Origin of the sequence: Agromyces bauzanensis (assembly GCF_014645655.1) — a bacterium.
GTDB lineage: Bacteria > Actinomycetota > Actinomycetes > Actinomycetales > Microbacteriaceae > Agromyces > Agromyces bauzanensis.
Genome location: NZ_BMMD01000013.1, coordinates 33,307 through 53,040, shown reverse-complemented (window position 1 = coordinate 53,040; position 19,734 = coordinate 33,307). Strand labels below are relative to the sequence as shown.

The 19,734-nt window shown below is 70.9% G+C and carries 22 protein-coding genes; 3 read left to right on the top strand and 19 right to left on the bottom strand.

The window, feature by feature from the left end:
- Nucleotides 1–35 precede the first annotated feature (35 nt).
- From IEX31_RS11830 to gad, 7 genes are all read right to left on the bottom strand, one after another.
- Complete coding sequence (locus tag IEX31_RS11830) at nucleotides 36–2,051, bottom strand: bifunctional copper resistance protein CopD/cytochrome c oxidase assembly protein (RefSeq protein WP_229662300.1); 2,016 nt, start codon at nucleotides 2,049–2,051, stop codon at nucleotides 36–38.
- A gap of 141 nt (nucleotides 2,052–2,192) precedes the next feature.
- Entirely contained in the window at nucleotides 2,193–2,480 is a 288-nt protein-coding gene (locus tag IEX31_RS11825) for an HU family DNA-binding protein (protein ID WP_136708938.1), read from the bottom strand.
- A gap of 358 nt (nucleotides 2,481–2,838) precedes the next feature.
- Entirely contained in the window at nucleotides 2,839–3,144 is a 306-nt protein-coding gene (gene rpsN / locus IEX31_RS11820; RefSeq protein WP_188743635.1) for a 30S ribosomal protein S14, read from the bottom strand.
- Between the two features lie 3 nt (nucleotides 3,145–3,147).
- Complete coding sequence (gene rpmG / locus IEX31_RS11815) at nucleotides 3,148–3,315, bottom strand: 50S ribosomal protein L33 (RefSeq protein ID WP_089916186.1); 168 nt, start codon at nucleotides 3,313–3,315, stop codon at nucleotides 3,148–3,150.
- Nucleotides 3,315–3,551 carry a 50S ribosomal protein L28 gene (gene rpmB, locus IEX31_RS11810; RefSeq protein ID WP_136708936.1) on the bottom strand — a complete coding sequence of 79 codons (237 nt, stop codon included), beginning with the start codon at nucleotides 3,549–3,551 and terminating at the stop codon, nucleotides 3,315–3,317. The genes rpmG and rpmB overlap by 1 nt, the downstream gene beginning before the upstream one ends.
- A gap of 217 nt (nucleotides 3,552–3,768) precedes the next feature.
- Nucleotides 3,769–4,416 carry a hypothetical protein gene (locus IEX31_RS11805; RefSeq protein WP_188743634.1) on the bottom strand — a complete coding sequence of 216 codons (648 nt, stop codon included), beginning with the start codon at nucleotides 4,414–4,416 and terminating at the stop codon, nucleotides 3,769–3,771.
- Between the two features lie 11 nt (nucleotides 4,417–4,427).
- Nucleotides 4,428–5,795 (bottom strand): glutamate decarboxylase, encoded by a 1,368-nt coding sequence (gene gad, locus IEX31_RS11800; protein WP_188743633.1) that lies wholly within the window; start codon nucleotides 5,793–5,795, stop codon nucleotides 4,428–4,430.
- Nucleotides 5,796–6,483: 688 nt separating this feature from the next.
- On the opposite strand from gad, the gene IEX31_RS11795 reads away from it, so the two are divergent.
- Nucleotides 6,484–7,152 carry a GAP family protein gene (locus IEX31_RS11795; RefSeq protein ID WP_188743632.1) on the top strand — a complete coding sequence of 223 codons (669 nt, stop codon included), beginning with the start codon at nucleotides 6,484–6,486 and terminating at the stop codon, nucleotides 7,150–7,152.
- A 187-nt stretch (nucleotides 7,153–7,339) separates the two neighbouring features.
- On the opposite strand, the gene IEX31_RS11790 is transcribed toward IEX31_RS11795, so the two are convergent.
- The 5 genes from IEX31_RS11790 to IEX31_RS11770 are packed head-to-tail and all read right to left on the bottom strand — an operon-like array spanning nucleotide 7,340 to nucleotide 11,389.
- On the bottom strand, nucleotides 7,340–7,744 hold the full coding sequence (locus tag IEX31_RS11790) for a Fur family transcriptional regulator (protein WP_188743631.1): 405 nt from the start codon (nucleotides 7,742–7,744) through the stop codon (nucleotides 7,340–7,342).
- Entirely contained in the window at nucleotides 7,741–8,583 is an 843-nt protein-coding gene (locus IEX31_RS11785; protein WP_188743630.1) for a metal ABC transporter permease, read from the bottom strand. Before IEX31_RS11785 ends, IEX31_RS11790 begins: the two co-directional genes overlap by 4 nt.
- Entirely contained in the window at nucleotides 8,583–9,455 is an 873-nt protein-coding gene (locus IEX31_RS11780) for a metal ABC transporter permease (protein ID WP_229662299.1), read from the bottom strand. Before IEX31_RS11780 ends, IEX31_RS11785 begins: the two co-directional genes overlap by 1 nt.
- Nucleotides 9,456–9,501: 46 nt before the next feature.
- Nucleotides 9,502–10,332: a metal ABC transporter ATP-binding protein gene (locus tag IEX31_RS11775; RefSeq protein WP_188743628.1), complete on the bottom strand. Its 831-nt coding sequence runs from the start codon at nucleotides 10,330–10,332 to the stop codon at nucleotides 9,502–9,504.
- A 4-nt stretch (nucleotides 10,333–10,336) separates the two neighbouring features.
- On the bottom strand, nucleotides 10,337–11,389 hold the full coding sequence (locus IEX31_RS11770) for a metal ABC transporter substrate-binding protein (protein ID WP_188743627.1): 1,053 nt from the start codon (nucleotides 11,387–11,389) through the stop codon (nucleotides 10,337–10,339).
- Nucleotides 11,390–11,541: 152 nt separating this feature from the next.
- Between IEX31_RS11770 and IEX31_RS11765 the strand changes: the two genes are divergently transcribed.
- A complete protein-coding gene (locus IEX31_RS11765) occupies nucleotides 11,542–12,024 on the top strand; it encodes a GNAT family N-acetyltransferase (RefSeq protein WP_188743626.1) in 483 nt (160 codons plus the stop codon).
- Between the two features lie 32 nt (nucleotides 12,025–12,056).
- Here IEX31_RS11765 and IEX31_RS11760 read toward each other — a convergent pair whose 3' ends face one another.
- The 4 genes from IEX31_RS11760 to IEX31_RS11745 form a co-directional block, all read right to left on the bottom strand.
- On the bottom strand, nucleotides 12,057–13,451 hold the full coding sequence (locus tag IEX31_RS11760) for a dihydrolipoamide acetyltransferase family protein (RefSeq protein WP_188743625.1): 1,395 nt from the start codon (nucleotides 13,449–13,451) through the stop codon (nucleotides 12,057–12,059).
- Nucleotides 13,452–13,569: 118 nt separating this feature from the next.
- Nucleotides 13,570–14,553 carry an alpha-ketoacid dehydrogenase subunit beta gene (locus tag IEX31_RS11755; RefSeq protein ID WP_188743700.1) on the bottom strand — a complete coding sequence of 328 codons (984 nt, stop codon included), beginning with the start codon at nucleotides 14,551–14,553 and terminating at the stop codon, nucleotides 13,570–13,572.
- A gap of 125 nt (nucleotides 14,554–14,678) precedes the next feature.
- Nucleotides 14,679–15,812 (bottom strand): thiamine pyrophosphate-dependent enzyme, encoded by a 1,134-nt coding sequence (locus tag IEX31_RS11750; RefSeq protein ID WP_188743624.1) that lies wholly within the window; start codon nucleotides 15,810–15,812, stop codon nucleotides 14,679–14,681.
- Nucleotides 15,813–15,828: 16 nt separating this feature from the next.
- Nucleotides 15,829–16,938 (bottom strand): histidinol-phosphate transaminase, encoded by a 1,110-nt coding sequence (locus IEX31_RS11745; RefSeq protein ID WP_188743623.1) that lies wholly within the window; start codon nucleotides 16,936–16,938, stop codon nucleotides 15,829–15,831.
- A 122-nt stretch (nucleotides 16,939–17,060) separates the two neighbouring features.
- Between IEX31_RS11745 and IEX31_RS11740 the strand changes: the two genes are divergently transcribed.
- Complete coding sequence (locus IEX31_RS11740; RefSeq protein WP_188743622.1) at nucleotides 17,061–17,444, top strand: phage holin family protein; 384 nt, start codon at nucleotides 17,061–17,063, stop codon at nucleotides 17,442–17,444.
- Here IEX31_RS11740 and IEX31_RS11735 read toward each other — a convergent pair.
- From IEX31_RS11735 to IEX31_RS11725, 3 genes are all read right to left on the bottom strand, one after another.
- Nucleotides 17,419–18,906, bottom strand: coding sequence for a hypothetical protein (locus tag IEX31_RS11735; protein WP_188743621.1), 1,488 nt, complete (start codon nucleotides 18,904–18,906; stop codon nucleotides 17,419–17,421). The genes IEX31_RS11740 and IEX31_RS11735 overlap by 26 nt on opposite strands.
- A complete protein-coding gene (locus IEX31_RS11730; RefSeq protein ID WP_188743620.1) occupies nucleotides 18,903–19,235 on the bottom strand; it encodes a hypothetical protein in 333 nt (110 codons plus the stop codon). Before IEX31_RS11730 ends, IEX31_RS11735 begins: the two co-directional genes overlap by 4 nt.
- A 100-nt stretch (nucleotides 19,236–19,335) precedes the next feature.
- Nucleotides 19,336–19,671, bottom strand: coding sequence for a protein kinase family protein (locus IEX31_RS11725; protein ID WP_188743619.1), 336 nt, complete (start codon nucleotides 19,669–19,671; stop codon nucleotides 19,336–19,338).
- Nucleotides 19,672–19,734: the final 63 nt, after the last annotated feature.

Genomic DNA, 19,734 nt, shown 5'->3' with positions numbered 1-19,734 from the left:
TGGCGCCGTGCGAAGCGCGACGCGAATCGAGACCCCTACCCCTGCCGGTCGTGCTCGGCGATCGCCGCGAGCCTGGCGTTGTACTCGTCCAGCTCCGCGTCGCCCGTGCGGTCGGCGTGCCGATCGAGACGCCTCGACTCCTTCTCGTCGCTCCGTGCCCACTGCATCGCGACGGTGATCGCGAGCGCGACGGTCGGGATCTCGCCGACCGACCATGCAATGCCGCCGCCGACCTGCTGGTCGGCGAGCGCGTCGGTGCCCCAGCCCATGGCACCGTACCACTCGGCCAGCAGCAGCCCCGTGCCCGACATGATCGCGAGGCCGAAGAACGCGTGCAGCGCCATCGTGCCGAGCAGCAGCACCAGTCGGAATGGATACGGCAGCCGGTAGGGCACGGGATCGATGCCGATGAGCGACTGCACGAAGAGGTAGCCCGTGATGAGGAAGTGCACGATCATCCACTCGTGACCGAGGTGGTCGATCATGGCCCAGCGGAACAGCGGCGTGTAGTAGAAGATCCAGAGCGAGCTCGCGAACAGCGCGGCCGCGACGATCGGGTTCGCGATGACGGCCGCATATCGCGAGTGCACGGCGATGAGGATCCACTCGCGTCCGCCCCGCGAGCCGTCCTTGCGGGGGTGGATCGCCCGGGCGGCGAGCGTCACCGGGGCACCGGGCACGAGCAGCACCGGCACGGCCATGGTGAGCGCCATGTGCGCACCCATGTGCGCCGAGAAGAGGTAGCCCTCGTAGACGTTCACGCCGCCGCTCGTGATGTAGGCGAGCACGACGAGGCCCGAGACCCAGAGCACGGTGCGGTAGACGGGCCAGGCATCGCCGCGGCGGCGCAGGCGCACCACGCCCGCGACGTAGAAGAAGATGCCGAAGCCGCAGACGAGCAGCCAGATGAGGTCGGGGCTCCACTCCGTGAAGTATCGCCACCAGTCGGGCCACGGCGGCAGAGACTCGCCCGTGAGGATCTCGGCGGGCGTGCGCGCGAGCGAACCGGGGTCCTCGGAGACGGGCGTGGCCGTGCGGGCCAGGGCGGTGGCGACGCCCGAGGCGATGCCCATGAACGCGAGCTCGGCGACCACCAGGATCCAGAACGCGCCAACCACGCCCGCTGGTCGTGGAGCGCCCGCCGAACGCGGACGCGTCTCGAGACCTTCGCCGGCGCGGGACATCCGCCCGATCACGAACCGCCGCAGCACCGCACCGAACAGGCCGATGGCGATGAGCGCCGCGACCTTCACGACGACGAGCACGCCGTACGGCGTGCCGAGCTCCTGCCACGTGCCGATGCGGAGCGCGGCGCTCGCGTAGCCCGACAGCGCGACGACGATGAACGACACGAGTGCGACGGTCGAGTAACGGGCGAGCACCACCGGCAGCCGTTCGGCGTCGAGTTCGCGCCGCAGCAACACGATCGTGACGAGCCCGCCGAGCCACGCCGAGACGAACACGAGGTGCAGCCCGAGCGAGGTGATCGCCGCGTCGTGCCCGGCGGCCCCGGCGGCGTGGCCCTGCTGCGCCATGGGCACGAGCGCGGCAGCGGCGAGCACCGTCACGAACACGAGCGCCGTGGGGTTGCGCACCGCGAAGCACAGCACGCTGACCGCGGCGGCGACGAGCGTCGTCGTGAGCCACGCCTGGCCCAGCTCGATCTCGGTGACGAACTGGCCGAGCCGCTGCCCGAACGCCTCGCTGAGCTCGAAGGGCGCACCGGTGACGATGAGGAACGTGAAGATCGTCGTCGCACCGCCGGCGACCGTGAGGACGGCAGCGGATGCCGCGGCCACGTCGAGCGCGACGTCGAACTCGCGCCGCTTCGGGCTGAGCGCCCACACTGCGAGCACGAGCGCGCCGATCATGCCGGCCGCGCCGAGGTTCACGACGAGCTTCGCGACCGGCAGGCCCCACCTCACGACGGGGCCGGGGTCCTGGATGGGCAGGGGTGAGGCGCCGCCGCCGTAGCCGAGGCCCGCGAGGGTCGCGATGAGCGCGACGGCGAGGAGCACGGCGGGGCCGAGCACGCGGACGGAGCGGAGCACCGAACCAGCCTAATCGTCGTCGCCCGTGCGCCGGCTCGGAGCGGCCGCGGCATGCGCTCGCCCACCGTGCCGCGACATCCCGGCGAAGACGACGGACGGGCGCACGGCCGAAGCCGCACGCCCCTCCGGACGTCTCGGATGCTACTTGGCAGCAGCCTTGAGCTTCGATCCCGCGGAGACCTTGACCGAGTGACCGGCCGGAATCTGGATGGTGGCACCCGTCTGCGGGTTGCGGCCGGTGCGAGCGGCACGCGAGGTGCGCTCGACGGAGAGCCAGCCGGGGATGGAGACCTTGGTGCCCGAACCGACGGACTCGGCGAGCGCGTCGAAGAGACCGCCGAGCACGGCGTCCACGGTGGCCTGGCTCTGGCCGGTCGACGCAGCGATCTTCGCGACGAGCTCGGTCTTGTTCAGCGACTTGTCAGCCATTGAATGTCCTCCTCGGACTTCCGCTGTTTTCGGTACAGCTATCTATGCGTGTTCGGGAACGATCGTTCAACCGCCCCCGTGGCCGATCGGGCCGCCTCGAATGTAACAGAGAACCGCGGAATCACGCGGATTTCCGGCCTATTCGGGCATTCTCGCGGTCGGCGCGTCGTTGGCCGGATGCCGCGACACCCCATGTCTCCGTTCGCGCGCGGTGTCTCCGCCGGGACGGACACCCGGCGCGCGAACGGAAACATGAGGCGGCGGCAACACACTCGCTCCGATCGCCTGATCCTTCCGGGCCCGGACACGACGAGAGGGCGCCCCTTCCGGGACGCCCCTCTCGGTGAAGCCTGGCGGCCTACCAGCTCGACTTCGTGATGCCGGGCAGCTCGCCGCGATGCGCCATGTCACGGAAGCGGACGCGCGAGACGCCGAACTTCGTGAGCATGCCGCGGGGGCGGCCGTCGATGGCGTCACGCGAACGCACGCGCACCGGCGAGGCGTTGCGCGGAAGCTTCTGCAGGCCGACGCGGGCGGCCTCGCGGGACTCGTCGGTGCCGTTCGGGTCGACGAGTGCCTTCTTCAGTTCGAGGCGCTTCGCCGCGTAGCGTTCGACGACCACCTTGCGCTGGTCGTTGCGCGCGATCTTGCTCTTCTTCGCCATGTCTTAGCGCTCCTCTCGGAAGTCGACGTGCTTGCGCACCACGGGGTCGTACTTCTTGAGCACGAGACGGTCGGGGTCGTTGCGACGGTTCTTGCGGGTCACGTAGGTGTACCCGGTGCCGGCCGTCGAACGGAGCTTGATGATGGGGCGGATGTCCTGCTGCTTGGCCATCAGAGCTTCACCCCACGAGCCTGGATGTCCTTGACGACGGCCTCGATGCCACGGGCGTCGATCACCTTGATGCCCTTGGCGGACACGTTCAGGGTGACGTTACGACGAAGCGACGGCACGTAGTACGTCTTCTTCTGCACGTTCGGGTCGAAGCGGCGCTTCGTCCGGCGGTGCGAGTGCGAGATGTTGTGTCCGAAGCCGGGAACGGCTCCGGTCACCTGGCACACTGCTGCCATTGGTCTTTCCTCCAATACCGAGGGGCGGATGCCCCTCCCAAGGTCTCTTGTCTGCTGACGTTGCCGCGCCGAGGCCCGCGATTGCTCGCGGATCTCGAATGGGGATCGTCGCGGTCTGGGCAGTGGAAGTACCCAGCCAAACGAGCAGTCTACCAGACCGGCCGACGGTGGCCGGATTCGGACGGATGCCGCGGGCGCGCGCCCGCGGCATCCGTCGCTAGCCCTTCGGGATGGTCCGGCGCGACAGCAGCGCCGCGACGAGGAAGCAGAGCGCGCCGAGCAGCGTGCCGAGGTTCGCCCAGAGCAGGCTGAGCAAGCTCCCGGTCTCCGGGATCACGTACGCCCCGATCGCCGACGCACCGAAGAAGATCGAGCCGAGCATGTTGAGCCACGTGCCGTGCCAGGTCCGGGCGTCGGTGTCCCAGAGCTCGCCCCGGCGAGCCGTCGCCACCATCGCGAACGCGCTCGCGGCGAGGAACGCGATCGAGCCCCACGCATCGGGCTTCCATCCCGCGCCGACGTACGTCGGATCGAGGATCGCGGCGGCGAGCGCGGCCGTCGTGCTGATGTTGAAGAGGATCGTCCCGCCGAACTGGACGGCGGCCGCCCACCAGTCCCAGACGTCCGCGCGGTTCGTGCCGCGCCGCGGGATGTGCCGACCGCTGAGTCTCAGCTGGATGAACGCGGCGAGCGTGAAGAAGACGGACCCGACGACGAACGTCGCGTTGACGCCGACCGGCCCGAGCCACCTGGCGTAGAACGGGAACGCCGCCACCAGGAAGCAGAGCGACCCGACGGCGAAGCCCCACGCCTCGCGCCGGAGGCGCCGTACCGTCGGGACCGCCGATCGGGTCGCGTCGCTCAAGCGTTCACCGCTCAGTGGTGGAATGTCGGGCCGAGACCGGGGTGCGGCATCGGAGCGTCCAGCCCGTCGAGGAATTCCGTTTCCTCCCGGATGTCCCGCATCAGGTCCTCGGCGAGGTCGTGGCTGAGGCCGTTGCGGCACACGATGCGCATGACCGTCTGGTCGGACTGGTCACCAGACAGGGGGTACGCCGGGACAAGCCACCCCTTGATGCGGAGCCGCTCCGACAGGTGGTACAGGGTCCACCTGTCGGTGTGTCCGGGCGTGAGCCGCCAGGCGAAGACCGGGATGTCGCTGCCGTCGGTGAGGAGTTCGTAGGCGTCCATCTGGGCGATGGCGGCTGAGAGGTAGAGCGCGACCGCCTGCGAGGCGCCCTGGATGGCCGTGAACCCTTCGCGACCCAGCCGGACGAACCGGTAGTACTGCAGGAGCACCTGCGCCCCGGGCCGGGAGAAGTTGATCGCGAACGTCGGCATCGAGCCGCCGAGGTAGCTCACCCGGAACACCAGGTCCTCAGGGAGTGCCGCGACCGATCGCCACACCACCCAGCCGACGCCGGGGTAGACGAGCCCGTACTTGTGTCCGGACGTGTTGATGGACTGCACCCGCTCGACACGGAAATCCCACTCGAGGTCGGGCTGCAGGAACGGTGCGACCATCGCCCCTGACGCCCCGTCGACGTGGATCGGGATGTCGAGTCCCGTGCTCGCCTGGATCTCGTCGAGCTTCGCGGCGACCTTCGCGACCGGCTCGTACGCGCCCGTGTAGGTCACGCCCATGAGCACGACGACCCCGATCGTGTTCTCGTCGACGACGTCCTCGAGACCGGTGCCGTCCATCAGCGGGTGCTCGTCGCTGGTCGGGATGAAGCGCATCTCCACGTCGAAGAAGTTGCAGAACTTCTCCCAGCAGACCTGCACGGCCGAGCTCATGATGAGGTTCGGCGTCTCGGTCGACTTCCCCGCAGCACGACGCGCGTGCTGCCAGCGACGTTTCAGCGCGAGCCCGCCGAGCATGCACGCCTCGCTCGACCCGATCGTCGACGTGCCGATGACGTCGTCGTCGTCGGGCGCGTTCCAGAGGTCGCCGAGGATGCGCCAGCAATACTCCTCGATCGCCGCCGTGGCCGGGTACTCGTCCTTGTCGATCATGTTCTTGTCGAACGCGTCGTGGTACAGCTGGTCGCCGTGTTCGTCCATCCACGTCGTCACGAACGTCGCCAGGTTCAGGCGGGCGTTGCCGTCCAGCATCGATTCGTCGTGGATGATGCGATATGCGGTCTCCGGAAGCATCTCGCCCTCCGGGATCCTCGTGTACCTCGCGGTCGTCGCCTCGCCCGCTCGCGTGAACGTCGGCTCGAGTTGCTCCTCCTTGCGCATGGTTTCCCCTCCATCGCTCGTTCGGCTACCCACCGCGTGACGCGGCGGTCGGGCGACAGGCGTCTGCGATGTTCCGGAGCCGTCCGGTCGAGTCGCCGTCCCCATCGCTGAGCGTACGCCGAGCGCTCGATCGACGCGTCACGCCTTCTGGGTGAGGTGTCCACGGCCTCACCCCTCTCCCTCGATTTCGGGCACGCACGTGCACGATCACAGTCCATGGCAAGGCCCCGCCGACCGCTTCACGCGATTCGCATGAAGCATCCCGCCACCCGGCAATTCACCCGATTCGCGTGATGTGGGGACGTCACACGCGCTCGTAGCGTGCGGAGACGGCGAAACCGCGCCGGATGGATCGCGACCACCGCCCGGACGAAGGGGCGCTGCTGGACCCGGTGCGGTCCCGCAGCGCCGAGGGGAATGACACGATGCCGGATGCCGCACGAAACCCGCTGATCGGCTCACCGCTGCACCCGGCACGCGCACTGCCGGCCATCCCGCTCACGCTGATGGTGCGCGTGACCCTCGAGGACACGAGCCCTTCGATGACGTGGGCCCGGCCGCTCCTCGGGGACATCGAAGAGGCGACGGAGTCAAGGTCGGCGTCCGACGCCGAACTCGACGCCGCACGTGGCGCGGCGCTTCGCGCGGTCCCGACCGCACCAGCCGGACTGATCGTTCGGGACCGGCGATGCTGCAGGTGATCGGACAGCTTCTCCCCCTCGCGGTGGCACTCGCCGTCAGCTCGGTGCCGATCATGGCCACCCTGCTGATCCTGCTCTCGCCCGGACGGACCCGATCGGCGCTGCCTTTCCTCACCGGATGGGTCATCGGGATGGCGCTCGTCGTCTCGATCTGCGCCGTCGCCGCCCAGGCGGTGCCGACATCCCGGTCGTCTCATCGACCGGATCCGGCGATCGGCATCGCCGAGATCCTGGTCGGCGTCGCGTTGGCCGTCGTCGCCGTCGTCACCCTTCGCGGCCGACGCCGACAGGCTGCGACCGCCCTGCCCAAGTGGCTGCGCTCCGTGGGGACGATCGGGCCGTGGTCGGCATTCGGGCTCGCGCTGATCCTGAACGTGCGACCGAAGGGTCTTCTCCTCGCGATCGCCGCGGGCCTGGCGCTCCGCGCCGAGGGGCTCTCGCTCGGCGAGTCGGTCGTCGCCGTCACCTTCTACACGATCGTCGGCGCGTCCACCGTCGCCGCGCCGATCATCGCGACCGTGGCCGCACCGGACCGAACGGCGGTGCCCCTGCGCGATGCGCAGGACTGGCTCCTGCGGAACGGACCGGTGGCCACGAGCATCATCGTCATCGTGATCGCCGCCGCGGTCATCGGCACCGGCATCGCGCGACTCTGAGCCGAAGTGGCGCCGAAACGACGAGAGCGGCGTCACGGCGCGACCCGGCCGCAGGGACCGCGCCGCAGTCTTCCGTTGCATCGCGTGGTTCCGGTCCCACTCAGCGCGGCCATTGCACGGGGCACCCTGGATGGGGACGGTGACACCGGGCGGATGTCGCACGCCAGCGTGCGCGGCATCCGCTCGATCAGCCCCGCTCGTCGCGGGCCGGCCGCATGCAGTTCGCGCACAGCCCGAACACGTCGACGACGTGCGCCGCCCCCGTGAAGCCGTGCTCGGCGGCGACGCGCTTCGCCCATGATTCGACCTCGTCGGCGGCGATCTCGACCGTGAGGCCGCAGTTGCGGCAGATGAGGTGGTGATGGTGGCCCGTGGTGATGCAGGCGCGGTAGAGCGACTCACCATCCGGGGACTGCAGCGAGTCGGCCTCACCACTGGCCGCGAGGTCGCCGAGGGCGCGGTAGACGGTCGCGAGGCCGATGGGAGACCCCGACGCGTGGAGCGCCGCGTGCAGCGCCTGCGCGCTGATGAAGCCCTCGGTGTCGTCGAGCGCTTCGCGAACGGCTTCGCGTTGCCAGGTGTTGCGCTTCATGCGGTGCGTGCGTCCTCTGCGGTCTCCACGGGTAGGGCGACCCGATTCCACGGTACCGCTCGCAGCTTGGAGATCCCCATGGCGAGGAGGAAGAAGCCGGTCGCGGCGAGCGCGATGCTGGGCCCGGCCGCCACCGCGAGCACACGCGACGCGAGCACGCCGACGATGCCGGATGCGGCGCCGATCACCGGCGCCGCGAACAGGATGCCCCGATAGGTCGGCACCACGAGCCGTGCCGCGGCGGCCGGCGCGGCGATCAGCGCGATGGCGAGGATCGCACCGACCGCGGGCAGTGCGCTCACGACCGTCGCGGCCGTGAGGCCGAGCACGAGCAGCTCGATGGGCCACTCCCGATGGCCGGAGGCCCGGTACCCTTCCGGGTCGAAGGTCGAGAACATGATCAGCTTGCCGAACGCCGCCACGACCAGCACGGCGACGAGCGCGACGGATGCCGCGAGCACGAGGTCGCCGTCGGCGACCGTCAGGATCGACCCCACGAGCAGCGACTCCGCCCGCACTGGCATGCCCGGCAGCAGCGCCTGCAGGATCGCGCCCGCCGCGAACCCCCCCGTGAGCACGATACCGGCGGCGACCTGCGCGCCCTGGTGCTTGAGCCGAGCGATGCCCGCCATCACCCCGACGAGCACGACGGATGCCGCGGCCGCGCCGAGCGGCACGCTCGCGCCGAGCGCCGCCGCGGCGACCGCGCCGGGGTAGGTGCCGTGCGTCAGCGCCTGCGCGAAGAAGGTGCGGCGCCGGAGCACGACCAGGGCGCCCACGAGACCGGTGCCGGCCCCGATGAGGATGGCCGCGACGAGTGCGCGTTCGAAGTAGCCCATCACTGCACCGCTCCGGTTGCCGCGGCCACACGATCGCGGAACCACCGCACGGTGAGCACGACGGCGTAGCCTGCGATGAACACGGCGACGATCATGCTGCCGGCCGGCAGGTCGACGCCGCCTGCGACGGATCCGGCGAACCCTGCGGCGAGCCCGAGCCAGGCCGCGACCGCCGCGAACGCCGCGGCGGCGGGGAACAGCCACCACATGCGCCGGGTGATGAGCCTGGCGGCCGCGCCCGGCACGATGAGCAGGGCGAGCACGAGCAGCGTGCCGATCGTGCTCGCCGCGGCAACCACCACCAGCGCGACCGCGGCGTTGAGCACGAGGTCGAGCACGAGTGCCGAGTCGCCGGCGGCGAGGCTGCCCGAACGATCGAACGCGCGGAACAACTGCTGCTTGAGGGTGACGACCACGGCGAGCGCGGCGACGACGGTGACGGCGACGAGCGGGAGCACCTCCTCGGGAGGGATCGTGAGCACGCGCCCGAACAGCAGCGTCTCGAGCTCGCCGGCGTAGTCGTCGCCCCTCGACACCACGATCACGCCGACGCTGAACGCGGCGGTGAGCAGAATCGCGATCGCCGCGTCGGAGGTGACGCCCGCGCGATCGAGCCAGGTGAGGATCACGGCGCCGGCGAGCGCTGCGATGGCCGCACCGGGCAGGAGGCCTGCGGTGCCCCCGATGGCGAGTCCGATCGCCAAGCCCGGGAACACCGCGTGCGTCAGGCCGTCGCTGATGAACTCGAGACCCCTGAGGTTGACGAGCACGCCGACGGTGCCCGCGACCACGGCGAGCACCAGCATGACCAGCAGCGCCCGGGCCATGAAGGGGATCGCGAAGGCGCCGAAGAGCGCGTCGAACAGGCTCACCGGGCCCCACTCCCCCGCCGCTCCACGGTGCATGCCGTCTGCGGCATCAGTGTCCCTCGTGTCCGGGCACCACCAGCGTGTGCTCGTCGACCTCGACCTCGACGCCCTCGAAGCACTCCTGCACGTTGCCGAGCGTCAGCACGTCGTCGACCGGACCCGACGCCAGCTGATTGCCGTTGACGAGCACGACGCTGTCGCACACGAGTCTTGCCAGCTCGAGGTCATGCGTCGAGACGAGCACCGCCACGCCCTGTCGCTTCAGCGTGTGCAGGGTGTCGATGAGCGCGTCGCGGTTCGCCTGGTCGAGGCCGTTGAACGGCTCATCGAGCAGCAACAGGCGCGGTTCGCCCGCGAGCGCCCGGGCGAGGAGTCCCCGCTGGCGCTGCCCGCCCGAGAGCTCGCCGAAGCGGCGCTCGGCGAGATCGGCGAGGCCGACCGTCTCGAGGGCGCGGCGCACCACGGCACGGTCCTTGCGGCCGGGCCAGCGCAGGAGGCCCAGCCTCCGGTAGCGCCCTTGCATGACGACCTGCTCGAGGTTGATCGGGAAGTCAGGGTCGACGTGGATCGACTGCGGCAGGTATCCGATCATGCGGTCTCGGGCATGCGCCTCACGGGCGGGGTCGGTCGCGGCATCCGTCGTCTGAGCGGACGCCGCGGCTGCGGCAGTCGCCCTGGCGCCGCCGACCTCGATGGAGCCGGCGGTCAGCGGCACGAGGCCGAGCACGCCCTTGAGGAGCGTCGACTTGCCCGCACCGTTCGGCCCGATGAGCGCCACCGCCTCGCCGCTCCGGATGCTGAGGTCGAGGCCGCGGACGCCGGCTCCGCCCCGGTAGGTGAAGGCCGCGCCCTCGAGCCGCAGCACTGGGGAGTCGGTCATGCCGTCATCCTTGCAGCACTGCGGGGAGCGGGGAAGGCTCGACGCCCCACGACTCGAGGATGAGTCGCACGTTGTGGATCTGGCTGCCGAGGTAGGTCGCGCCCTCGGTGCCCGGCGCGCCGAGCGAGTCGCCGTACAGCGCATCCTCGCCGGAGTACACCGTGACCCCCGCCTCCCGCGCGATCGTCTCGGCGGCCTTCGGTGAGATGGATGCCTCGGAGAAGACCGCCTCGACGCCCGTGGCGCGGATGTTCGCGACGAGCTCGTCGATCTCGGCGGCGCTCGGCTCGGCGTTGTCGTCGAAGCTCGGGATGATGCTGCCGACGAACGTGACGTCGTAGGCGTCGAGGAAGTAGGTGAAGGCGTCGTGGTTCGTCACGAGGAGCCGCTCTCCCACGGGGACCTCGGCGACGTTCTCCTCGATCCAGGCGTCGAGCGCCCCAAGGTGGTCGAGGTAGGCCGCCTCGTTCGCGTCGACGGCGGCAGTGTCGATGCCGGGCACGGTGGCGAGCCCGGCGGCGATGTTCTCGACCATGTGCTCGGCGAGCTCGGGGTCGGTCCAGATGTGCGGGTTGCCGTCGGCTGGGTCATGCTCGTCCGCCTCGACGGCGGTGGCTTCGTCGGCGTGCTCGTCGTCGTGATCGCCGGTGCCGTACAGCTCGATGCCCGTGCTCGCATCGATGAGCACGCCGTCGAAGCCCGACGCACCCATGGCGTCGTCGAGCCAGCTCTCGAGGCCCGCGCCGTTGATCACGAGCGCGTCGGCGTCGGCGAGCGCGAGGAGTTGCGCCGCCGAGGGATCGAAGCCGTGGGCGCTCTGCCCTGCCGCGAGCAGCTGGGTGACCTCGGCCGTCTCGCCGACGAGCTCGCGGGTGAAGTCCCCCACGTGCGTGGTCGTCGCCACGATGGTGGGCCCGCCGGCCGCGCCGCCGCCCGCGCCGGGCGTCGCGCCGGGCGTCGCGCACGCGGCGAGACCGAGCACACCCGTCGTGAGCACGGCGGCCGTCGCGAGCACGGTGCGGACGCGGCGGACGGTGGGTGCGGCTGAGTCGGTCATGACTCCATGGTAGCTCTTATTGATAATGATTGTCACAACCATCTGGCTGGCCCTCCGCGCAGCCGGTGCAACGCCGCCTGCGGGGCGTCATCCCCCGTCACGCCTGTGGAGAGTGCTGGCAGATTTCGGACCGACGTGCGACCATGAGGCACGTGGATACGACGACGACCCTCACGTTGCATCCGTTCACCCTCGCCGACGCCGAGCGCGTGCTCTCAGGCGAGGTCGATCCGCTCGACGGTTGGGAGGGCGGCTACGCGTTCACCGACGAACCCGAGCTGCTCCGCGAGTACGTCCAGGCGGTTCGCGAGACGGGCGACCCCGCGCCATTCGGCCCCTACCTCGTCCGGCGCGCCAACGACGGCGCCGCCATCGGAGGCGTGAACCTGTTCGGCCCACCCGATGCCGACGGCGCGGTCGAGTTCGCGTTCGGCCTGGTGCCCGCGGTGCGCGGTCAGGGCCTCGCGCTGCACACCGTGCTCGAGGCGCTGTCGCTCGCCCGGTCGGCAGGCGCCGCGATCGCGCGCGCCGGCGCCGAGATCGCGAACCTCCCCGCCCGCCGTGTGCTCGAGAACGCCGGACTCGTCGAGGTCGCGCGAACCGCCGGCACCGTCACCTACGAGATCCGCCTCTGACCGCTGCGCCGCCGGGGCGCGGGCGGCAACGCTCACTCGAGGAGCAGCGCCGGCTCCTCGATGATCGACGCCACGTCGGCGAGGAATCGACTCGCCACGTCGCCGTCGACCACGCGGTGGTCGAACGAGGCGCCGACGGTCGTGACGAACCGCGGACGCACCTCGCCGTCGACCACCCAGGGCTTCTGCTTGATCGTGCCGAGCGCGACGATCCCGACCTCGCCGAGGTTCAGGATCGGCGTGCCGGTGTCCATGCCGAAGACGCCGATGTTCGTGATGGTGATGGTGCCGCCCTGCATCTCGGCCGGCTGCGTTCGGCCCTCGCGGGCCGTGAGCGTGAGCTGCTCGATCGCGGTGGCGAGTTCGAGCATGCTCATGGCCTGCGCCTCCTTGACATTCGGTACGATGAGGCCGCGCGGCGTCGCGGCCGCGATGCCGAGGTTCACGTAGTGCTTCACGATGATCTCGTCGTCGGTCCACTGCGCGTTGACGGTGGGGCTGCGCCGCACCGCCCAGATCATGGCCTTCGCCATGATGAGCAGCGGCGAGACCTTGACGCCCGCGTAGTCGGTGGAGGCCTTCAGCCGCTTGACGTATTCCATCGTGCGCGTTGCGTCGACATCGACGAACACGCTCACATGCGGCGCGGAGTATGCGCTTTGCACCATCGCCTGCGCGATGGCCTTGCGCACGCCCTTGACGGGGATGCGATCCTCGCGGTCGGTCGGCCATTCCGGCGTCTGGATGTTGCGGAAGACGGTCACCTGACTGGCCGCGCGGATCACGTCGCCGCGGGTGACGTCGCCGATCGGGCCGGTGGGCGTCACGCGGGAGAGGTCGACCCCGAGATCCTTCGCGAGCTTGCGGATCGGGGGCTTCGCGATGACGGGCATGCCCGGGTCGGGACGCGGTGCGGCGACGACCGCCGGCCCATGAGGTGCCGGTGCGGCGGGCGGCGGCGGCGCGGCGAGGTGCTCATGCGCACCACCGGGTGACGGATGCCGCTTCCGGCGCGTCGCGGTGTGTCCCGAGGAGCCGTGGCCCACGAGCACGGCGCCTCCCGCCTCGGCCGCGACGGGTGCGTGCGAGGCGACCGTTCCCGACGGGGGAGCGGCGGCCGTGGTGGCAGGGTGCGCCGCTGCCGGCACGGTGGCAGGCGCGGGCGCCGAGGCATCCGGAGCCGCATCGTCCGCGCGGATCACGAGGATGGGCGTGCCGACGTCGACGGTGCTGCCCTCGTCGACGAGCAGTTCGGCGACGACGCCCTCGAACGCGCTCGGCAGCTCGACCAGGGACTTCGCCGTCTCGATCTCGACGAAGACCTGGTCGAGGGCGATCTTGTCGCCCGGAGCGACGCGCCACTGCACGATCTCGGCCTCGGTGAGCCCCTCGCCGACGTCGGGCAGCGGGAACCGGATCTCGTTCATGTGTCCACCTTCCACCAGCTGCGTCGACTGTTTCCGTTCGCGCGCAGTGTTCCTGTTCCAATGGGCACGCCACGCGGGAACGGAAACACCCGGCGAGCCGCGCGCGTCTGCTCCGCCATCAGTACCCGAGCGCACGGTCGACGGCCTCGAGCACCCGGTCGGGGCTCGGCAGGTACTCGGTCTCGAGCGCGGCCGGCGGGAACGGCGTGTCGAACCCCGACACCCGCAGCACCGGGGCTTCGAGCGAGTAGAACGCGCGCTCGGCCACGGTCGCCGCGATCTCTGATCCGACGCTCACGAACCCGTACGCCTCCTGCGCGACTACGAGCCGGCCGGTGCGCTGCACCGAGTCGAGCAGCGGGCCGTAATCGATGGGGGAGAGCGACCGGAGGTCGACGACCTCGAGGCTCATCCCTTCCTCCGCGGCGATGTCGGCGGCCTGCAGGAGCGTCGAGATCATCGCGCCGTGGCCGACGACGGTCACATCCGTGCCCTGACGGATGACGCGACTGGCGTGCAAGGGCACGCCCGAGTGATCCTGATCGACGGGGCCCTTCGGCCAGTACCGGCTCTTCGGCTCGAAGAACAGCACGGGATCGTTCGAGGCGATCGCCTCCTGGATCATCCAGTACGCGTCGTGCGGGCTCGACGGGCTCACCACGCGCAGGCCGGGGGTGTGGGCGAAGTAGGCCTCGGGGCTCTCCTGGTGGTGTTCGATCGAGCCGATGTGGCCGCCGTACGGCACCCGGATCACGACCGGCATCGAGATGGCGCCGTCGTGACGCACGGTGAGCCGCGCGAGCTGCGTGGTGATCTGGTCGAACCCCGGGAAGATGAAGCCGTCGAACTGGATCTCGATGACGGGGCGATACCCGCGCATGGCGAGTCCGATCGCGGTGCCGACGATGCCCGACTCGGCGAGGGGCGTGTCGAGCACGCGACGCTCTCCGAGCTCGGCCGAAAGACCCTCGGTCACCCGGAATACCCCCCCGAGCGGCCCGATGTCCTCGCCCATGAGGATCACCTTTTCGTCGGCGCGCAGGGCCTCACGGAGCCCGGCATTGATGGCCTTCGCCATCGAGAGGGTTTGCACGCCGCGCATGCCCTGCTCGGCATGTTCGTCTCGGGCGTCTCGCTGAGCGGGTTCGGCGACGGATGCGGAGACGGATGCCGCGTCGGCGAGCTCGATCGTCTCGGCCACGGCCTGCTCCTCCTCGGTGCGCGCGCTCATGCCGCTCCTCCCTCGAAGCCGGACTCGTATGCGTCGAGCCACGCGAGCTCCTCGGCCATGAGCGGATGCGGCTCGCTGTAGACGTGCGCGAAGATCTTCTCGCGCGTCGGCGCCGTCAGCGAGAGCGCCCGACGGCGCAGGTCGGCGGCGACATCCGCCGCCTCGGCGTCGACCTCGTCGAAGAACGCGGGGGATGCCCCGCGCCCCTCGAGCCAGGTGCGGTACCGCGTGATGGGATCGCGCTCGGCCCAGTAGGCGACCTCGGCGTCGGTGCGGTACTTGGTGGGGTCGTCGGCAGTGGTGTGCGCGCCCATGCGATAGGTGACGGCCTCGATGAGGCTGGGACCCGCACCCGAACGGGCCTCCTCGAGCGACTGCCGCGTGACGGCGTAGCTGACGAGCACGTCGTTGCCGTCGATGCGCACGCCGGGCATGCCGAAGCCGCTGCCGCGCAGCGAAAGCGGGCTGCGCGACTGGCGGGAGACGGGCACGGAGATCGCCCACTGGTTGTTCTGGATGAAGAAGACCTGCGGCGTCTGGTAGCTCGAGGCGAACACGAGAGCCTCATTCGCGTCGCCTTGGGACGTCGAGCCGTCGCCGTAGTACACGAGCACCGCGGCATCCGTCTCGGGGTCGCCCGTGCCGACCGACCCGTCGAACTGGATGCCCATGGCGTAGCCCGTGGCGTGCAGCGTCTGCGAGGCGAGGACGAGCGTGTAGAGGTGGAAGTTGCCGTTCTCTGCGGGGTTCCACCCGCCGAGGGTCGCGCCGCGCAGGAGCGACAGGATGTTCACGGGATCCAGACCGCGGATCATGCCGACGATGTGCTCGCGGTACGACGGGAAGATGTGGTCCTGCGCGCGGGCGGCGCGCGCGGAGCCGACCTGCGCGGCCTCCTGCCCGTGGCTCGGCACCCAGAGGGCGAGCTGGCCCTGTCGCTGCAGGTTCGCGCCCGCGATGTCGATGCGACGGGAGATCGCCATGTCGCGGTAGAACTGCTCGAGCGTCGTGTCGGGCAGGGCCTCGACGAGGGGGAGGTACGGCTCGGCCTCGGGGGTCGGACGCAGCACCCCGGCTGGGTTCAGAAGCTGGACCGTCGGCGCGGTGAAGTCTCTCTCGCGGGCTACCACCGTTCCACGGTACCCGCTAGGCGTGGTGCCCTTCTTGTGAGGCCGGTACAAGCTCACCCAGGATCCTGAGGAGGGTATCGACAGACTCCTCCTCGCCCACCGAGACCCTGATCCCGTCGGGCGGGAACGCCCGCGTGACGAGCCCCGCCTCGAAGAGGCGCTCTGCGACGTCGGCCGTGGCGTCGCCCGTGGGAAGCCACACGAAGTTGCCCTGGGCCTGCGGAACCGGCCAGCCCTGCGCCACGAGCGCATCGCGGAGGCGGTCGCGGCGCGCGGCGATGACACCCACGCGCTCGAGGAGTTCGGCCTCTGCAGCCGGCTCGAGCGAGGCGAGCGCCGCGGCCGTTGCGGTGCCGGTGACGCCGAGCGGGATCGCCGTGGAATGGGCGGCGTCGAGGATCGGCACGGGCCCGATGGCGTAGCCGACACGCAGCCCGGCGAGCCCGTACGCCTTCGAGAACGTGCGGAGCATCACGAGGTTGGGGTGGCGGCCGATGAGGGTACGGCCGTCGACGGATGCCTCGTCGCGCACGAATTCGATGTATGCCTCGTCGAGCAGCACGAGCAGGTCACGCGGCACCCTCGCCATGAACGCCTCGAACTCGGCAGCCGTGACGATCACGCCCGTGGGGTTGTTGGGGGAGCACACGATCGCGACCCTGGTTCGATCGGTCACGGCGGCGGCCATGGCCTCGAGGTCGTGGCCGTGGTCGTCACGGTTGCCCACGACGACGCTCGTGGCGCCGGCGACCGTGACCAGGCCCGGGTATGCCTCGAACGAGCGCCACGAGTACACCACCTCGTCGCCCGGTCCTGCGGCGGCCGCGATGAACTGGGCGAGGAGCGACACCGAGCCGACCCCGACGAGCACCTCATCGGCCGAGACGCCGTAGCGATCGGCGAGCTTCTCGCGGAGCGTGAGTGCCGTGGCATCGGGGTAGCGGTTGATCTCGTTCGCTGAGGCGGCCACCGCCGCCACCACACCGGGCAGCGGCGGGAACGGGTTCTCGTTGCTCGACAGCTTGTAGCCGTCGGCGGGGGCCGGCCGGCCCTGTCGGTACGGCGGAAGGGCGGCGATCTCGGGGCGCAGTCGAACGCTCGCCCCCGTGGGCTCCGGTGCGGTCACGGATTCCACCGTACCCCTTCGATCGCGCGCCTCTCAGATCGCGCGCGCCTCTCAGATCGCGCGCGCCACTCAGATCGCGCGCGCCTCTCAGATCGCGCGCGCCACTCTGCCAGAGTTGGAGCATGCGGTTCATCGTCAAGGTCATCGTCGTCGCGTTCGCCCTCTGGCTCACGACGTTCATCGTCTCGGGCGTGCGCCTCGTGCCCTACGAGGACACGACCGTCGCCACGGTGTTCACCTACCTGCTCATCGCCCTCATCTTCGGGCTCGTCAACGCCGTCGTCGGCACGTTCGTGCGCATCGTCGCGTTCCCGTTGTACGTGCTCACCCTGGGACTCATCTCGTTCATCGTGAACGGGCTGCTGCTCCTGCTCGTCGCATGGATCAGCGATCTCCTGGGCTTCGGACTCGTGATCGACGGGTTCTGGTGGGGTGTACTCGGCGCGCTCGTGCTCGGCCTCATCACCTGGCTGATCGGCCTCATCGTTCGCCCGTCGAAAGACTGACGTCGCGCGTCGCGATCCAGTCGGTGCGTTCCCCCGGGGCGTCGCCCGTGACCTCGGCGACGAGTTCGCGGAACCGGGCGAGCCGGGCTTCATCGGACTCGTCGGCGAGCGCGGCCGTCTCGCGGTACCGCGCCAGTTCGTGGGCGGGGAGGAGCGCGTCGTATGAGCTGCCCGGGTCGAGGACGCTCCGGGTGACGGTGACCCGCTCGTCGGCCGGATGCCCCGCCCCACCGGTCGCGGGGACGAGATCCTCCTCGTGTTCGAAGGAGAGCAGGCCCACGCCCTCGCGCGTGGGGGCCGAGGCCACGGGCCCGCCGAGGTTCACCACCCCCACCGCGCCGAGTCCGGGATCTGCGGCGAGCTTCGCGGCGACGATGCCGCCGGCCGAGTATCCCACGAGGAGCAACGGATCACCGGGCCGCACGCCCGCCGCCGTCATGGCCTGACGTGCCGCCCGTTCACCTGCGCCCGTGTCGGCTCCCGCCGGCCGGAGCGCGTCGACCCAGCTGTCGTCGGCGACGCCGTGCGCGTTCGACGTGTGGTCGAAGGGCTCGGCGCCGGAGACGACGACGGGCTCCACGGTGCCGCCGATGTAGACGATGAAACGGGGGTCGCCGGCGTCGCCGTATCGCTCGACCCGGAGCTGCGGCTCGTTCCGGTCGGGCGGCGGCACCCGCTCGGCGAGCTCTCCGAGACCGTTCGGCGGTTCGACGCGCGAGACCGCCGGGCCGTCGGAACGCGCCACTCGCACGGGCCCGTCGACGAGCACGCGGCTGCCGAACAGCCCGGCCACGCCGGCGAGCCCGAGCAGCGCCGATGCAGACTCGGGCGCGCCGACACCGGCGCCGAGCATCGCGATGACCGGCGCCGGGACCGGCGCATGCAGGGCGCCCGCCGCCAGCTCGTCGGCGTGGTCGGCCGCGAGCCGCACGAGTCGCACGAATGCCGGATCGGACAGCAGGTCGCGGTGCTCGGCGAGCCAGGACGCGAGCGGGGTCGGACCCCATCCGAGACCTCGCCAGACGGCCGATCCAGCCCACTGCCCACCCCCGACGAGGAGCCCGCCCGCCATGACCGCGGGTGACAGGAGGCTCGCGCCGATCCACGGTGCAGCGAGCGCCGCGCCGAGACGCCAGAGCCCGTCGATCATCCGCTCGGTCGCGCCGTACCGTTCGGCGGCTTCGAGCAGGGACCGGTACAGCGCCCGCGCGCGGTCGGCGGCTTGGTCGAGCCCGACGTCGGCGAGCTGCAGGAACCAGGTCGGCGAGGTCGGGTCGCGCCATCCCGCGGCCGGCTCGTGGAGGTCGAGCGCGCCGATCCCGCGTCGGATCACCCCCGCGCGCGCGTTCCAGTCGACGATCACGGCCTCGGCCGTGCCGAGTCGCGCCGCGTCGGCGAACAGCTCGTCGACGGCCACGGCGGTCATGCCGCCGCCCGAGACCGTGAGCTCGTCGCCGCTCATCGCCCCGTCCCGCCCGCGGCGTGCTGCGCGTCGAGCTGCGCCTGCATCCGGCGGATGCGCTCGTCGAGCGCGGCCGACGCATCCGCGAGGCATCCGAGCGCGCCGATGAGCCGGTCGCGCAGGTGGTCGAGCCGCTCCACATATCGGTCGGCCGCGGCAGAGCGCCATGCGCCCGTGCCGGGTGGGCACAGGGTCGGAACGGTGAGGCGCACCTCCTCATGCAGCGCACGCAGCATCACGAGGTGCCGGCGCGCCGCGTCGACGAGCTCAGGTGTCACGGTCCGGCCCGCGAGCGCGAGCGGCACGGCGGGTGGAGGGGCGTCCTGCATGCCCCGAGCCTCGCGCGGCGGCCACGCCGGAACACCCGCGCCGCGGCATTCGTGCATCGATTCCGCGCCGGCGCGGCTGGGGAGGACGACCCGACCGACGTCAATCGGCGGGCACCTGCTCGAGCGCCTCGGCGCCCATGCTGCCGAACGAGTTCGCCGGGGCGTCCGGGGCGCGGGCGTGCCGACGCGCACGGGGGGAGGGGATGGGCACCGTCAGCCGCGGGGCGAGCACGGGAAGCCAGCGCTGCTCGTTCCGGGCGAGCGGGATCGCGAGGCGGCGGCGCGGCAACCGGATGGCATAGCGGTCGCCGAGGCGGATCATCGCGTTGGCCACGAGCTCGATCGGTCCCGCGAGATCGGGGTGCTGCGCCGCCGCGAGCCGCGCCGCGAGCGGCGAGTCGACGTGCAGCTCGGGCGGAGGGGCATCCGTCGTCATGGTCCCTCCTCGGATCGCGGCGACCAGAAGACCTGAGCGGGTGAATTCCCTGCTGTGCGATCG

Bases quoted from the DNA above. Each gene is read 5' to 3' on its own strand.
- IEX31_RS11775 (WP_188743628.1), bottom strand. From the start codon at position 10,332: ATGACCGACTCCCCAGTGCTGCGGCTCGAGGGCGCGGCCTTCACCTAC.
- IEX31_RS11770 (WP_188743627.1), bottom strand. From the start codon at position 11,389: ATGACCGACTCAGCCGCACCCACCGTCCGCCGCGTCCGCACCGTGCTC.
- IEX31_RS11785 (WP_188743630.1), bottom strand. From the start codon at position 8,583: ATGGGCTACTTCGAACGCGCACTCGTCGCGGCCATCCTCATCGGGGCC.
- rpmG (WP_089916186.1), bottom strand. From the start codon at position 3,315: ATGGCCAAGCAGCAGGACATCCGCCCCATCATCAAGCTCCGTTCGACG.
- IEX31_RS11795 (WP_188743632.1), top strand. From the start codon at position 6,484: ATGCTGCAGGTGATCGGACAGCTTCTCCCCCTCGCGGTGGCACTCGCC.
- IEX31_RS11825 (WP_136708938.1), bottom strand. From the start codon at position 2,480: ATGGCTGACAAGTCGCTGAACAAGACCGAGCTCGTCGCGAAGATCGCT.
- IEX31_RS11735 (WP_188743621.1), bottom strand. From the start codon at position 18,906: ATGAGCGGCGACGAGCTCACGGTCTCGGGCGGCGGCATGACCGCCGTG.
- rpmB (WP_136708936.1), bottom strand. From the start codon at position 3,551: ATGGCAGCAGTGTGCCAGGTGACCGGAGCCGTTCCCGGCTTCGGACAC.
- IEX31_RS11740 (WP_188743622.1), top strand. From the start codon at position 17,061: ATGCGGTTCATCGTCAAGGTCATCGTCGTCGCGTTCGCCCTCTGGCTC.
- IEX31_RS11760 (WP_188743625.1), bottom strand. From the start codon at position 13,451: ATGAACGAGATCCGGTTCCCGCTGCCCGACGTCGGCGAGGGGCTCACC.
- IEX31_RS11730 (WP_188743620.1), bottom strand. From the start codon at position 19,235: ATGCAGGACGCCCCTCCACCCGCCGTGCCGCTCGCGCTCGCGGGCCGG.
- IEX31_RS11755 (WP_188743700.1), bottom strand. From the start codon at position 14,553: ATGCGCGGCGTGCAAACCCTCTCGATGGCGAAGGCCATCAATGCCGGG.
- IEX31_RS11790 (WP_188743631.1), bottom strand. From the start codon at position 7,744: ATGAAGCGCAACACCTGGCAACGCGAAGCCGTTCGCGAAGCGCTCGAC.
- rpsN (WP_188743635.1), bottom strand. From the start codon at position 3,144: ATGGCGAAGAAGAGCAAGATCGCGCGCAACGACCAGCGCAAGGTGGTC.
- IEX31_RS11725 (WP_188743619.1), bottom strand. From the start codon at position 19,671: ATGACGACGGATGCCCCTCCGCCCGAGCTGCACGTCGACTCGCCGCTC.
- gad (WP_188743633.1), bottom strand. From the start codon at position 5,795: ATGCGCAAGGAGGAGCAACTCGAGCCGACGTTCACGCGAGCGGGCGAG.